Annotated in this window: 10 protein-coding genes; 3 read left to right on the top strand and 7 right to left on the bottom strand. The window is 41.1% G+C overall.

Translation table 11 applies throughout. The features are described from left to right. Positions 1 to 203: 203 nt before the first annotated feature. The 3 genes from EO766_RS15650 to EO766_RS15640 all read left to right on the top strand — a co-directional run bounded on the left by EO766_RS15650 (position 204) and on the right by EO766_RS15640 (position 3,344). Entirely contained in the window at positions 204 to 2,303 is a 2,100-nt protein-coding gene (locus EO766_RS15650; protein WP_218330794.1) for a peptidylprolyl isomerase, read from the top strand. 124 nt (positions 2,304 to 2,427) lie between these two features. After that, the gene (locus EO766_RS15645) at positions 2,428 to 2,934 is read left to right on the top strand and encodes a DUF2480 family protein (protein WP_218330795.1); all 507 of its coding nucleotides are present in this window, start codon (positions 2,428 to 2,430) and stop codon (positions 2,932 to 2,934) included. A gap of 11 nt (positions 2,935 to 2,945) precedes the next feature. Continuing rightward, positions 2,946 to 3,344: a lipocalin-like domain-containing protein gene (locus EO766_RS15640; RefSeq protein ID WP_218330796.1), complete on the top strand. Its 399-nt coding sequence runs from the start codon at positions 2,946 to 2,948 to the stop codon at positions 3,342 to 3,344. 51 nt (positions 3,345 to 3,395) lie between these two features. Here the strand turns inward: EO766_RS15640 and EO766_RS15635 are convergent, their stop codons facing one another. The 7 genes from EO766_RS15635 to ybeY all read right to left on the bottom strand — a co-directional run. Further along, positions 3,396 to 4,079, bottom strand: coding sequence for a peptidylprolyl isomerase (locus EO766_RS15635; RefSeq protein ID WP_287101497.1), 684 nt, complete (start codon positions 4,077 to 4,079; stop codon positions 3,396 to 3,398). Between the two features lie 10 nt (positions 4,080 to 4,089). Continuing rightward, positions 4,090 to 6,918: a DNA polymerase I gene (gene polA, locus EO766_RS15630; RefSeq protein ID WP_218330797.1), complete on the bottom strand. Its 2,829-nt coding sequence runs from the start codon at positions 6,916 to 6,918 to the stop codon at positions 4,090 to 4,092. 99 nt (positions 6,919 to 7,017) lie between these two features. Further along, entirely contained in the window at positions 7,018 to 8,337 is a 1,320-nt protein-coding gene (locus EO766_RS15625; RefSeq protein ID WP_287101496.1) for an amidohydrolase family protein, read from the bottom strand. Positions 8,338 to 8,388: 51 nt separating this feature from the next. Then, positions 8,389 to 11,463: an amidohydrolase family protein gene (locus EO766_RS15620; RefSeq protein ID WP_218330799.1), complete on the bottom strand. Its 3,075-nt coding sequence runs from the start codon at positions 11,461 to 11,463 to the stop codon at positions 8,389 to 8,391. Between the two features lie 159 nt (positions 11,464 to 11,622). After that, the gene (locus EO766_RS15615; RefSeq protein WP_074420922.1) at positions 11,623 to 12,663 is read right to left on the bottom strand and encodes a proline iminopeptidase-family hydrolase; all 1,041 of its coding nucleotides are present in this window, start codon (positions 12,661 to 12,663) and stop codon (positions 11,623 to 11,625) included. A gap of 37 nt (positions 12,664 to 12,700) precedes the next feature. Further along, positions 12,701 to 14,569 (bottom strand): tRNA uridine-5-carboxymethylaminomethyl(34) synthesis enzyme MnmG, encoded by a 1,869-nt coding sequence (gene mnmG / locus EO766_RS15610; protein WP_074420921.1) that lies wholly within the window; start codon positions 14,567 to 14,569, stop codon positions 12,701 to 12,703. 119 nt (positions 14,570 to 14,688) lie between these two features. Next, positions 14,689 to 15,058 (bottom strand): rRNA maturation RNase YbeY (gene ybeY / locus EO766_RS15605; RefSeq protein WP_287101495.1); only part of this gene is annotated, 370 nt, incomplete at its 5' end.

The following is a 15,058-nucleotide window of genomic DNA, read 5'->3' as shown; positions in this document are numbered from 1 at the left end:
ACTAGGGTACTCTGTTTCTGTTGCAGAACAAAGCACCTAAACCTTCCCGAAACAACGATTTTCCAAAAACTGGGATGAGATTGTTATAGTGACCCGTTTTAGACAACCACATTGCCTTTTGGTAATTTTTCCACAATTTGTGCAATAAACTTAATCCCCTATTTTTGCCATCCTTATAAAATTTATTACTAACAATTATAGTTATGTCTGTTATTCAACGCATACGCGACAAAGGAGCCTGGTTTGTTTTTGGCATTATTGCACTGGCATTACTGGCGTTTATTCTGCAGGATGGTTCATTTCGCAGGGGAAATTTCTTTTCCAATACTACGGTTATCGGTAAAGTAAATGGCCAAAGTATTGAGCGTGCCGACTTTGAAGAAAAAGTAAGTATGTATGGTGGCCGTGGCGCCAATCGCGAACAAACCATTGCCCAGTTATGGAATAATGAAGTGGCTTCCATTATTATGGATCAGCAATACAAAAAACTAGGACTTACTGTAACGGCAAAAGAAGTGAGCGATATTTTATTTAACCCCATGACCTCGCCGTTAAAACGGGAATTTACTGACCCTAAAACCGGTATGTTTATGGTAGATGAAGCTAAATCGGCTTTTGAACAATTGAAAAAATCGAAGAATACACAACAAATGGCGCAGGTAGAAGAGGCTTATATTAAGCCGGCCATTCAACAGGCTTTACAGGCCAAATATCAGGCTTTGTTGCAACAAGCCATGTATGTTCCTAAATGGTTGGTTACCAAAACCGCATCCGATAACAATTTAATCTCCAACGTTTCTTATGTATATACGCCTTATAGTGCCATACCCGACTCTTCTGTTAAAGTAAGTGACGATGAAATTATGGCTTATGCCAGCAAACATAAAGATGAATACAAACACGATGAAGAAACCCGCAGTATTGCTTATGTAACCTTTGATGCCAACCCAAGTGCGACCGATTCAATGGCAGCCTTTCAACAAGTGCTGGCCAAAAAAGCAGATTTGGCTACCAATACCAACATCAACACCTTCTTTGCACAAAACACATCTGATTTGCCTTTTTATGATGGCTTTATTTCTAAAAATCAAATCAAACAAAAAAGCATTGACTCTATTGCTAAATTACCTGTTAATGGTGTGTATGGTCCTTATTTAGATGGGAATGAATATGTAATTGCTAAACTAATTGCTGTTAAACAATTACCTGATTCTGCAAAAGTGCGCCATATTTTAGTGGCCACCCACCAGCAAGACCCGCAATCAGGTGTATTACAAAGAGTGAGAGAAGATAGCGCCGCCCGTAAAATTATGGACACCGTTGAAATGCAGCTAAAGGCTGGTGTTCCATTTGATTCTGTTGCCTTAAAATATTCTGATGATGGTAACAAAAGCACCGGCGGTGTTTATGATTATTTTACTACAGGACGCATGGTTCCTACCTTCAATGATTTTAGTTTTGAAAAACCCGTGGGTAGCAAAGGGGTTATTACCACGGAATATGGCTTACATTATGTAGAAGTATTGGGACAAAAAGGTTCTTCTCCTGCCTACAAAATTGCTTATTATGCTAAACCCATTATCGTTAGCAATGAAACCGATGCCGCAGCCGTAAATGCAGCAGCTCAGTTTGCCTCTCTCAGCAAAAACAAAAAAGATTTTGATGCTACTGCTGCTAAAATGAATAAACCTATTTTAACGGCTGAAGACATTAAAGAGAACGATTACAATATTCCCAATTTGGGTGATAGCCGCCAGTTAGTACGCTGGATTTATGACCATAGTGTAGGTAATGTAGAAGAAGAACCGGTAAGAATTGGCAATAATTATGTGGTTCCTATTGTTATTGCAGACATTAAACCGGGCTTACCGCCAGCAGCCGTTTTAAGACCGCTGATTGAGCCCATAGTACGCAATGAAAAGAAAGCGAAAATATTATTAGACACCAAGTTTAAAGCAGGGGCTGATTTAAATGTGTATGCAACCGCTACCGGTAGTTCTGTTCAAAAAGCAGATAGCGTTTCTTTTAGCAGTCCGTTTATTACCGGCATTGGTAACGATGCTAAATTTACCGGTGCTTCTTTTAACAAATCTTATCTCAATAAAGTTACGCCGCCCGTTGCCGGCAGTAATGGTGTTTTTGCATTACAGGTAGATGCTCTTAATAGCAAACCTTCAACACCTGAAGAAGCACAAACCATTCAGCAAACCCTGTTACAATCATTACGAATGGCTATTTACAGAGGTATGGATGCCCTACGCAAATCGGCCGTAGTAAAAGATTACCGCAGCAAGTTTTATTAGTTCATTCTTTTTTATCAAATACTTCAAAAGGTTTCCGGTTGTTTCCGGAAGCCTTTTTTTATCGTATTACGAAAAACCACCCCCATAACAAATTGTATCTTTGTGATGATAATAACATTAAAATATGGAAAAACCCATTGTTAATAAGGTAGCTGAAAGCGGATTAATTACTTTGGATTTAGCCGGTTTTTCGCCCAGCGAACCGCTACGCTCTTTCGATTTGAAAGAGTATCTTTTCATGGGGCTGATTTTAAAAGAAAAAGATTTCAGAACCAACTTACAAGCAGTAAACTGGGAACAATATACCGGCGCCATTGTAGCCATTCATTGCAGTGCCGATGCCATCATTCCCATGTGGGCCTACATGCTGGTAAGTGCTTATTTAACGCCGGTAGCAAAAGATATTTTTTGGGGAACAACCGATAAAGCTTTGGAATGGGCCTGGCTGCAGAAAATTAAAGCCATACCCGTTTCTGAATACACCAATAAACGGGTAGTAATTAAAGGTTGTGGAGAAACCCCCATACCCGAAGCCATGTATGTAGCCATCACACAACAATTACGGCCGGTAGTAAAAAGCATCATGTACGGTGAACCTTGCAGTACTGTGCCTGTTTTTAAGAAAAAATAAAATTTTTTATTATGAAAAAACAAATAAAAACCCTCAGTACAATTGTGGTAGCCACATTATTACTAAATTCCTGCAGTTTACAACAACGATTAACCGGAACCTGGAATATTGTAAAATTTCAGGAAACCAATATCAATCAGCAGAATGCAGAAGCCAGTAATGTGGGTACCATTCAGTTTAAGAAAGATGGCAGCGGTATAAAATCGCTGAGTTATTCTATTTTGGGTAACCAAACCAACGATCAAAAACCTTTTACCTGGACAATTAACGGACAAAACATTACATTGAACAGCGATAATGCACAGTTCCCAAAATCATGGATTATCGTTACCAATAAAGCCAAATACCAGGTTTGGAAAACTACCGACGGTCAAGGTAATATTCAAAAAATGGAATTGAAAAAACAATAAGGTTGGCTTATTTAAATACCAAATACGCTGCTATTGCTAAAGTGCGCATTTTTATAAGCGCCGAATATTAAAAATTACGATCGGCGGATCGAGGTACTGGTTATAATCGCTCCCATTGTAAATTTTTTCAACAATATCCATCCCCTTCACCACTTTACCAAAAGCTGCAAAGCCCTGTTTGTCATCCATATTGGCGCCGCCATAATCCAGTCCGGGCTCTCGTTCCATACAAATAAAAAATTCTGTGCCTGCCGTGCCCGGCGCCATTCTGGCTAAGGATACGGTACCTGCTTCATGCCGCAAACCGGTTGCTTTGGTACTTTCGTGCGGTATACCGGGTACCGAAGTGGCCAATTGATTATTGGTTTTCCAGATTCCACCCTGTACCAGTTCGGTTTTGGGCGCATTCATGGGTTGGTTTAAATCGTTCAACACACGATAAAAACTGGCTCTTTTGTAGTAACCGGAGTCTACATAACTCAAAAAAGCTGCTACTGTTTTAGGTGCTTTTTCGGGGTATAATTCTAATTCAATATATCCTAAAGTTGTTTCAATTTGTACGTGCGGATGGGTATAATGTTTTTCAGGTTTACAGCCCCAGAAGGTTGTAATCATTCCTAACAATAACCCTAACCATATTCCGGCTTTCCCTTGTTGATTCATGGTTTTGCCATTTACGGACATGCCTTTCTGTTCCATTGTTTTAAATTCTGTTATTCCATATTTGTTTGCCATACACCATCCATCAATGTGCTTCTAACCAGTTTTTACCAATGCCTATTTCTGCTTCAATGGGTATTTTGTTGGGCAATATCAATGCTTCCCGCATGTTGTTTAAAATAAGGGGCTGAATCATTTCCAATTCTTCGGGTACCACATCAAAAACCAACTCATCGTGTACCTGTAAAATCATCACCGACTTAAATTTTTCTTTGCGCAGGGCGGCATCTATTTTTATCATGGCCAATTTAATCATATCTGCTGCCGTTCCCTGTATAGGCGAGTTAATGGCATTGCGTTCTGCATATCCGCGAACGGTAAAGTTGGCGGAATTAATGTCTTTTAACCAGCGCTTTCTGCCCATCAGTGTTTCTACATAACCATGCTTTTGTGCAAAGGCAATGGTATTTTCCATATAGGCCGTAATGCCCGGAAATTCTTTTTTATAATTGTCGATAATTTCTTTGGCTTCGGTACGGGAAATGCCCAGATTATCGGCTAAACCAAAAGCACCCTGACCATAAATAATGCCAAAATTTACACTTTTGGCTTTGTAGCGCATTTCTTTGGTTACGGCTGTTTCATCAATGCCATATACTTTCGCTGCCGTTGCGGTATGAATGTCTTTTCCGGCTTTAAAGGCAGTACACATATTGGTATCGCCGCTAATGGCAGCTACAATGCGTAATTCAATTTGTGAGTAGTCGGCACTTACTATAAATCGGTTCTTTTCACGGGGAATAAAAGCTTTTCTGATTTCCCGGCCCCGATCACTGCGGATGGGTATATTTTGCAAATTGGGATTGTTGCTACTTAACCGCCCGGTTACAGCTACGGCCTGTGCATAGGAGGTATGTACCCGCCCGGTGATGGGGTGAATTAATGCAGGCAGCGCCTCTACATAGGTAGAATTCAGTTTGGTGAGCTCCCGGAATGCCAGAATATCTTCTACAATTTTATGGCCCTTTGCCGCCAGCTTGGTCAATACATCTTCACCTGTTTGGTATTGGCCGGTTTTTGTTTTTTTGGCAGATGGGTCTAATTGCAGTTTATCAAATAACACTTCGCCCAATTGTTTGGGTGAGGCGAGGTTAAACCGAACGCCGGCTTGTTGGTACACGCTTTCTTCTGCCGCTTTGGCTTCGGTGGCTAAGGTTTTACTGTAAGCATTTAAAAAATCAACATCAACGGCTACGCCTTCATATTCCATCCGGGTAAGTACGGGCACCAGCGGATTTTCTATCTGGTCCAATACCTGCTGCACTTGTTTTTCTTTTACCAACGGCAACAAAACCTGTTTTAATTGCAGGGTTATATCAGCATCCTCTGCCGCATATTCTTTTATCTTTTCCAATTCTACATCCTGCATATTGCCTTGCCCTTTACCCTTTTTGCCAATCAGTGTTTCTATAGAAATGGGTTGATAATGTAAATACTGTTCGCTCAATCCATTCATATTGTGTTTGCCATCGGGCTCAATTACATAATGAGCCAACATGGTATCTAAAATTTTACCTTTTAACTCAATACCCTGCCATTTTAAAACCAATAAATCGTATTTAATATTTTGGCCTATCCACAAAACAGCTTCATGATTAAATAGTGGCAGGAACTGTTGTAACAATGCAGCGGCGGCTATTTTTTCTTTGGACACCGGTACGTAAAAGGCTTCGTGTGGGCGATAGGCAAAACTCATACCTACCATTTGCGCCAGATTTGCATCTAAGCCTGTTGTTTCGGTATCAAATGCTATTTCTTTTTGCTGCAATAAGGTTCCCACTAAATTGTGAATAGCAGCAGGTGTGTTCACTAAATGATAAGTGTGTTCTGTATTGCTGCTGTCTTTTATTCCAAAATTTTCAACTGACGGTGTAGGGCTGACGTAGGTGGTCGGTTTGCTACCATTGTTTGTTTGAGTAGCCACCGGTGCACCAAACAAATCGGTTTGTATGGCCTGCGGCGCAGTGGTAAATGCGGGCAAATCTTCTCCCAATACTCTTTTGCCTAAGGTTTTAAATTCTAAATCGGTAAATACTTCAATTAGTTTTTCTTTATCGAATGGCTTTAATCGAAAATTTTCTTCATGAAAGCTAACCGGCACATTGGTAATAATGGTAGCCAATTTTTTACTGATGATGGCGCTTTCTTTCCCGGCTCTGATTTTCTCACCCAGTGCTCCTTTAATATTGTCGGCGTTGTCCAATACATTTTCCAGCGTGCCATATTCTTTTAATAATTTGGCGGCTGTTTTTTCGCCAATTCCGGGTATACCGGGAATATTGTCTACTGCATCGCCCATTAAACCTAACATATCAACTACCTGACTAATGCTATCGATATTCCATTTTTCACAAACTTCTTTCGGGCCCATCAATTCTACATTACCCCCCTGGTAGGCCGGTTTATAAATCGTAATGCCATCGCGTACCAACTGGCCATAATCTTTATCGGGGGTTACCATAAATACTTCATAGCCTGCATCGTGTGCTTCCCAGGCCAGTGTACCAATTACATCATCTGCTTCATAACCGGGAATACCGATAACGGGAATGTTGAAGGCTTGTATAATTTTTTTTATATCAGGAATGGCAGCCAGTAAATCTTCCGGAGTTTCCTGACGGTTGGCTTTATAATCTGCAAAATCGGTGTGCCGCTCGGTAGGCCCTTCCATGTCAAAGCATACGGCCAAATGGGTAGGCTTTTCCTTGTTCATTAACTCAATTAATGTATTGGTAAATCCAAACTGCGCATTGGTATTTTTGCCTTTGCTGGTTATTCTGGGGCTGCGTATCAATGCATAATAAGCGCGAAAAATGAGCGCAAACGCATCTAATAAAAACAATTTTTTCTGCATAACAGCTAAGGTATAGAAATGCGCGGAGGCGAAAAAGAAAAGAGGCTGCCATTTGTGGTGTGGCAACCTCTTTTTGGTTTTTGTGCATATTGGGCTCCACTACTGCGTTAAACCATATTTGGTTAAATATTTTCTGTTCAGTTCGGTTTGTTTGTTTTCTAAACTCACTTCTCTACCCTGAATAAAGGCATGGCGGATGATGCTGGAATGCATATCTAATATATCTCCATCACTTACAACAATATTGGCATCTTTCCCTGCTTCAATAGAACCGGTTTTGTCATCAATGCCTAAAATTTTGGCGCTGTTTAGGGTAATGGCTTGTAAAGCCTGTTCTTTGGTTAATCCATAAGTAGCTGCCGTTCCGGCATTAAACATCAGGTTGCGGTATCGGGCTTCATCAAATGCATCGTTCAAAGCAAATAAAACGCCGGCTTTTTGCAATTCGCCGGGGGTTTTATAGGGCTGGTCTACATCATCATCTTCTGTTGTAGGCAAGGCGTGTTCCTGATTTAAAATTACTGAAATATCATTGGCTTTCAATAAATCGGCAATCTGGTAGCTATCGCTGGCGCCTACAATGGTTACTTTAAATCCAAATTCTTTTGCAAAATCAATGGCAGCCAGCATTTGTTTTACCTGATCAGCATGAACGAACAAATGTTTACTTTGATTGAACAAGCCTTTTACGGCTTCAAACTTTAAATTGGTTTGTGCATGTTTGCTTTCTGCCAAATAAGCTTTAGCCTGACGAAAGAAGTTTTTCAATTCTTCTATTTTTTCGTAGGCAGCTTTAGCGGGGTCGGTCATATTAACTGGGTTTACGGCACCAAATCTTCTACCGGGGCGACGAATAAAGCTGGGCATATTCATGTGAATATTATTGTCCATTTTATAAGCGGCATCTTCCCAATTCCAGGCATCTAATTGTACAACAGAAGAGGAGCCGCTAATGCTGCCGCCTTCGGGTGTTACACTCGCCAATAGTATACCGTTGGCTTTAAGTGTATTAATGATTTTTGAATCGGTATTATAAGCTACTATAGACCGTACATTCGGATTCAAGTCGCCCAATTCTAAATAGTCATTACTGCCACGTACGCCATTGGCTATTTCTTTTAAACCTAAATCGGTATTGGATAAAATTAAGCCGGGATATACCTGTTTGCCGGTAGCATCTACTTTTTTGGCATCGGCAGGTATGGTAACTTCTGTGGTATGTATTGCCACTATTTTTCCATTGTTTACTTCAATAGTAGCTTTATCGATTACACTGCCATTGCCAACATGTACGGTACCATTGGTAATAAACAACCGACCCATATAGGGTTTTGCAGGCAAAACATCATCTTGCGCAAAGGCGGCAGCGTTCATCAGGAACAAGGCTGCAAGCATGAGGGTTATTTTAATATTTTTCATGATTCCTAATTTTTTGATGTAAGGTTCATTCTATGATTGGAATGAATTGATTTATTTGTTTTGAGAAATGGTTTCTAAAGTGGCGGATGAAATACCATCGTCTTCGCTAATATCAATTGTTATCATGCCATCATGATGGTCGTGATCACCACAACTTAATACATATTGCCAACTGGGTTGTGCCGGTATTACCGGAGTGCCGTTTCTTTTTTCACCAATCATTTTCTGAATAAGGCGGTTGCGCTCTTCCAGAATTTTTTTTCGCAATTGTGCATCTCTTTCCCTGTCAAAATAAACAATACCATCCACAATGGTTTTTTGTGCCGAAGCATAAATGCTCAACGGATTTGCTGACCAAATTACTATATCTGCATCTTTGCCTTCTTTAATACTGCCCACTTTGTTATCTACATGTAAAGCTTTGGCGGGATTAATGGTTACCATTTTCAAAGCATCTTCTTCGCTCATGCCGCCATATTTAATTGATTTGGCTGCTTCCTGATTTAAACGGCGTGCCATTTCTGCATCATCTGAATTGATACAAACATTCAATCCTACTTTATGCATAATAGAAGCATTGTATGCAATGGCATCTTTTACTTCATTTTTATACGCCCACCAATCAGAGAAGGTAGAAGCGTTGGCACCATGTGCTTTCATTTTATCGGCCACTTTATATCCTTCTAAAATATGGGTGAAGGTGTTGAAACGAAAACCAAAACGTTCTGCTACCCGCATTGCCGAAGTAATTTCGCTTTGTACATAGGAATGGCAGGTGATAAATCGTTTTTTATTGAGAATTTCGACCAATGCATCTAATTCCAAATCTCTCCGGGTACCTGCAGGATCTTTTTTCATGGCAGCTTCATAATCCAATGCACGGGTAAAGGCATCTACCAATACCTGTTCTACCCCCATACGTGTATCAGGGAAACGGTTATTGGCAGGCGATGTGGTGCGTTTAACGTTTTCGCCCAATGCAAATTTGATAAAGGGATCAGCGCCTGCAAACTTCAACTGCTCATCATCGGCGCCCCACCGTAATTTAATTAATTGGGTTTGGCCGCCAATGGTATTGGCCGATCCATGTAATATATGCGAGGTAGTTACGCCACCACTTAACTGGCGGTAAATATTAATATCGTCAGGATTCAGGTTGTCGCCAATTCTTACTTCAGAAGTAACAGATTGTGCGCCTTCATTAATTGAGGCAGCAGCAATATGCGAGTGTTCATCGATGATGCCCGGTGTTACGTGCATACCGGTTGCATCAATTACTTTGGCTGAGGGGTCGCTTAAATTTTTACCCACTTTGGATATTTTGCCATTTTTAATTAATATATCGGTATTGGTAACTACCCCTTCTTTTTCGTTGGTCCATACCGTACCATTTTTAATGAGCAGGGTTTGTTGTTTCGGCATTTCTTCAAAGCCATAACCATCAAACGGATAGGTTACTTTTGCCATTGGTCTGCTTTGCATTCTTTTTCTGTTATTGGCTGTTTCTGCAGGTAATGGTTTGGTATAGGTGGCTGTCCAGGTAAAGGCATTGCCCATATCATCTTTTCCGGTACCACTCCAGTTTTCTTTCAGTGCCAGGCCGCTTAATAAATATTGTCCGGTTCGGTGTGGGCGTTCGCCTTCAGCTTTTTTATTGCCTTCCAAAGCAAATTGCATTTTTACTGCTTTACCATCATAGCTCAATTTCACACCAACGGTATCGGCTTGTAGTATTTGTGCAGTAGTGCTGTTTTTTACCAACAAATTGTATTGCTGTGTTCCCTTGGGTGTATGAATCGTCAAAGTATATTCTCCACTAACGGTGTTCCATTCTGCAGGGTTAATGGCATAGTTTTTTCCCTGGATCCAGTTTTCAACTATTTTGGTATTCTCATCAAATACCGGACCAGTGGTAATAATAAAGTTGGCTAATTTACCTGCATCTAAGCTGCCTACTTTATCGTACACATTCAGCAGGGTAGCGGGTATTTTGGTTAATGCTTCCAATGCGGTTTTTTCAGAAAGACCATCGGCAATGGCTTTCCGTAAGTTGGGCATAAATTGTTTTACATCTTTTAAATCGCTGGTGGTTAAACAAAAAAGCACATTGGCTTTTTCAAAAGCAGCGGGATTGGTGGGAGCCAGTTCCCAGTTTTTCATATCGGCCAGCGACACAAAGCGGGCATCGTTGGGGTCTTCTACATCCAATGCCTGGGGAAAATTAAGCGGTAAAATATACGTTGCTTTAGAAGCAATTATTTCGGGCATGCGCTGATATTCATTACCACCACCTTTAATAATATATTGTACTCCAAATTCATCCCCAATTCTATCGGCACGTAAATCGTTCCATTTATCGTCTGCTTCAAATATTTGTGGTAACGACTGAATATTATTCCAGGCTTCTAAAGACAAATTGGTACCTTCAGTGGCCGGTTTATTTTTATACCATTTGGCATCTAAATAGGTTTGGCGCAATAATGCTATGGAACCCATTAAACTGGTAGGGTAGCTTTGGGTGGAACTGCCTTTGCTGAAGGAATAATGGGCAGATGCTTTTTCTTTCACTACCACAAAATTATCGGCCTCATTGGCTAAAGTAACCACTGTACCGGTTCCGCGGGCTATCCCATCTTTTACATGGGTTAATACGGTACCAAAACCCATCATCCGATAGGATTCGGCTTTTTTATCGTCGGCATTAAACTGATCAATGGCATTTACCTGTGGCTTAATGGCCTGGTTCCAGCCATAAGCGCCTTTGATATTCGAAGTAAACTGGGTGGGAGCCATATAATTAAAGCCGCCGGAAGGACGGATGGGTTCGGTTACGCCATAATCGGTATAGACATCTATAAACGAAGGGTAAAGGTATTTGTTCTTGCAATCTACTACTACCGCATCATCAGGTATGGTTACTGCATTGCCAACTGCCAGTATCTTGCCCTCTTTTATCAATAAAGTGGCATTGTTAAGGGTGGTTTGCGCATCTTTAACAATGGTGGCATTAATAAACGCATACGCTCGGGTTCGGGGGTCTGCTACCCCGTTTACCGGAAAGGTTTCCTGTGCATGTACCAGTAGGCCAATAATAAGCCCCAGTAGCAGAAGTTGTACTTTTCTCATAATCTTTGGTTTTGAAGTAAGGATGTTTAAAGCTACTATTTTTGATTTAGGAATAAAACCGCTCATCATTTTTTCGGTGATAAACCTGATTTTTACGGTTAACGCCATAAAAAAAGCGAGGGAAAAACTCCTCGCTTTTAATTATATTAAAATATTATATTATTTAAGATTGCCATTGTCCACCTCTTTAATAAAGCTGATAACGCCGGGATAAAAATGTTGCTGGTCATCCCACATGGCTAAATGGCTGCCTTCGGGGCAATACAAATAGCGGCCATGTTGTACCTGTTTGCTCATCCAGCTCATGTGGTCGGGGTCCATTGTATCGTATTTGGCGCCTACCACCAAAGTAGGTACGACAATTTCTTTCAGGCGGTCTTTGATATCCCAATTGGCTAAGCGGCCTGCAATGCCAAATTCTGAAGGGCCCTGCATCATGGTATAAATGGTTTCATTTACATGTTTAAAGGCGCGGTTTACCGGATCGGGCCATTCGGCTAAACGGCACAGGTGCTGTTTGTAGAAATTGGGTAACAGCAGTTGCATGTATTTGGGATTTTTATAATCGCCGCGGGCTTCTATGGCACGAATGGTATCCAATACTTTTGGATCCATTTGTTTGGCCAGTACCTGATCGGCATATTTGCCGTAATCCGGACAACTGCTCATCATGTTACAAATAATCAATCCCTTCAGGTTTTGCTGGTATTTCAGGGCATATTGCATAGCCAGAATGCCGCCCCAAGAATTACCCAGCAAATAAAAATTATCTTTATTCAATCCCAATGCCTTTCTAACCTGTTCTACTTCTTCCACAAAGCGGGGCAGTGTCCATAAACTGCTATCGGTGGGCTGGTCGCTGTAATAAGAGCCTAACTGATCGTATTCAATCATTTCAAATCCCTCTTTGGGAAAAAAGCTTTCAAAACATTCTAAGTATTCATGCGTCATAGCCGGACCGCCATGTAACAATAATACTTTAATGGTGGAATTGTTACCAATCCGTTTGGTCCATACCCGAAAAGTGCCCACAGGGGTTTGAATAGGGATCATTTTAATTCCGGCGGTTTGTACCCCGGAATCTTGTGGTGCAAAGTATTCTTGTACGGTAACAGATTTAGGCGATGTATGACAGGCCATTAAACCACCGGCGGCCATCAGCATTAGCAATAATGCAGGTAACCAAATTTTCTTGTGCATAAGTGTTTGTTTAGATGAATACCTTAAAATTAAGGAATTATCGGCCCATATACACCATGAGTATTTGAATATCGCTGGGATTTACGCCACTAATTCTACCGGCCTGCCCAATGGTTCGTGGTTTTACTTTTTTAAATTTCTGTCTGGCTTCAGAGGAAAGGGCTTGCAGCCTATCGTAATCAAAACTATCCGGAATGATTAAATCTTCCATTTGGCTCATTTTTTCTACCAGTTCTTGTTCTTTAGCAATATAACGTTCGTACTTTATTTGAATTTCTGCCTGCTCTAAATGGTCGGCATCTTTGTTGTTGAAAACAGCCTGTAGTTCAGGCAAGCTTTGTAACATTGCTGAAAGATTAACCGAAGGGCGCAATAATAATTTAGCCGCTTTTTGTTTTTCATTCAATGGGGCAGAGGCAACGCTTTCTAAATAATCATTTATCGTATCTGGTTCTACATTGTATTGTTGCAGTTGTTCAGTAATTTGAGCTACAGCAATTCTTTTCTGTTGTACCCGGTCCATTCTTTCCTGACCAGCCAGGCCCATGCGGTAACTTATTTCGGTAAGGCGCAGGTCAGCATTGTCCTGCCGCAGCAGTGTTCTAAATTCGGCGCGGCTGGTAAACATGCGGTAGGGTTCTTCGGTGCCCTTACTAATTAAATCATCAATTAACACCCCAATATAGGCTTCGCTTCTTTTTAAAATAAATGGCGCTTCGGCTTTGGTTTTTAAGTGGGCATTGATACCGGCCATAATACCCTGGCAGGCGGCTTCTTCGTAACCGGTGGTACCATTGATCTGGCCGGCAAAAAACAGGTTTTGTATGGTTTTGGTTTCTAATGAATGGGTTAATTGAGTAGGGGGGAAGAAATCATATTCAATGGCATAACCTGGGCGGAATATTTTACAGTTTTCAAATCCGGGAACCTGCTTTAGTGCCTGTATTTGTACTTCTTCAGGTAAAGAAGTAGAAAAACCATTTACGTAGATCTCTACCGTATGCCATCCTTCGGGTTCTACAAATAGCTGGTGCCTGTCGCGCTCTGCAAATCGGTTAATTTTGTCTTCAATACTGGGGCAATATCTTGGGCCTACACCTTCAATTCTACCCTGGAACATCGGACTTCTATCGAATCCTGTTTTTAAAATATCATGAACGGTGGTATTGGTATAGGTAATAAAGCAACTTTTTTGTTGTTCGGGGCGAATGGGTACATGGGGTAAATAAGAAAATCCGGTAATGGTGTCATCCCCTTTTTGTTCTTCCATTTTGGTATAATCTAAACTTCTACCATCAACCCTTGGGGGTGTTCCAGTTTTCAATCGGTCGCTTTCCATGCCTTCGGCTACCAATTGTTCGGTAATACCGATAGCCGCTTTTTCGGCTACACGGCCACCGCCAAACTGTTTTTCACCTATATGAATCACCCCATTTAAAAAAGTACCGCTGGTTACTACCACTGCTTTGGCCTTAATTTCATGACCCAATTGGGTAATTACCCCACAGGCTTTGTTGTTGTGAATCATGAGTTGGCGTACCATATCCTGGTAAAAATCTACATTGGGTGTGTTTTCCAGCATTACCCGCCAAGTGGCGGCAAACAACATACGGTCGTTTTGTGCCCTTGGACTCCACATGGCCGGTCCTTTGCTCTTATTCAGCATTCTAAACTGAATCATGCTTTTATCGGTTACAATACCGCTATAGCCCCCCAGAGCATCTATCTCCCGTACAATTTGTCCTTTAGCAATACCCCCCATGGCCGGATTACAGCTCATTTGGGCAATGGTTTGCATATTCATGGTAATCAATAAAACCTTACTGCCCATATTGGCAGCGGCGGCAGCAGCCTCACAACCGGCATGTCCGGCACCTACTACAATCACATCGTATTCAGCAAACATCTTGTTTTGTTTTTTGCAAATGTACACCCGAATAGGGGTTTTATGGATGCATGGAATTGTTCCACGTGAAACCACTCCATTCAATCACACTAATTTGTTCCACGTGAAACGGGTAGGATTTATTGGGAAATGGATTCAAGAGCATTGATATAAAAGGCCTCTTTTTCCCGCATCAAGGTCTTTTCGCTTGCCGTTTTATCGCGATACCCACATAAATGCAGGATACCATGTATCATCACACGGAGTAGTTCTTCCTGATATGTGGTGCCATGTTGCACAGCATTTTTCTTCACGCGATCGGTACTGATATAAATTTCCGCTACAATACCGGAAGCAGGTTCTTCGGTTAAATTGAACGTTAAAATATCGGTATAAGTATCATGTTGCAGGAATTGCTGGTTCATAGACAGTAGGTGTTCATCGGAACAGAAAATATAATCCACCCGTTTGCCCAAATGTTTTTCTTTTTTAAAAATGGTAGTAAGAAAA

Source organism: Hydrotalea sp. AMD (assembly GCF_004100315.1).
In the GTDB taxonomy this organism is placed as follows: Bacteria; Bacteroidota; Bacteroidia; order Chitinophagales; family Chitinophagaceae; genus Hydrotalea; species Hydrotalea flava.
Note: the sequence above shows the minus strand (reverse complement) of the source record. Positions and strands in the feature narration are given on the sequence as shown.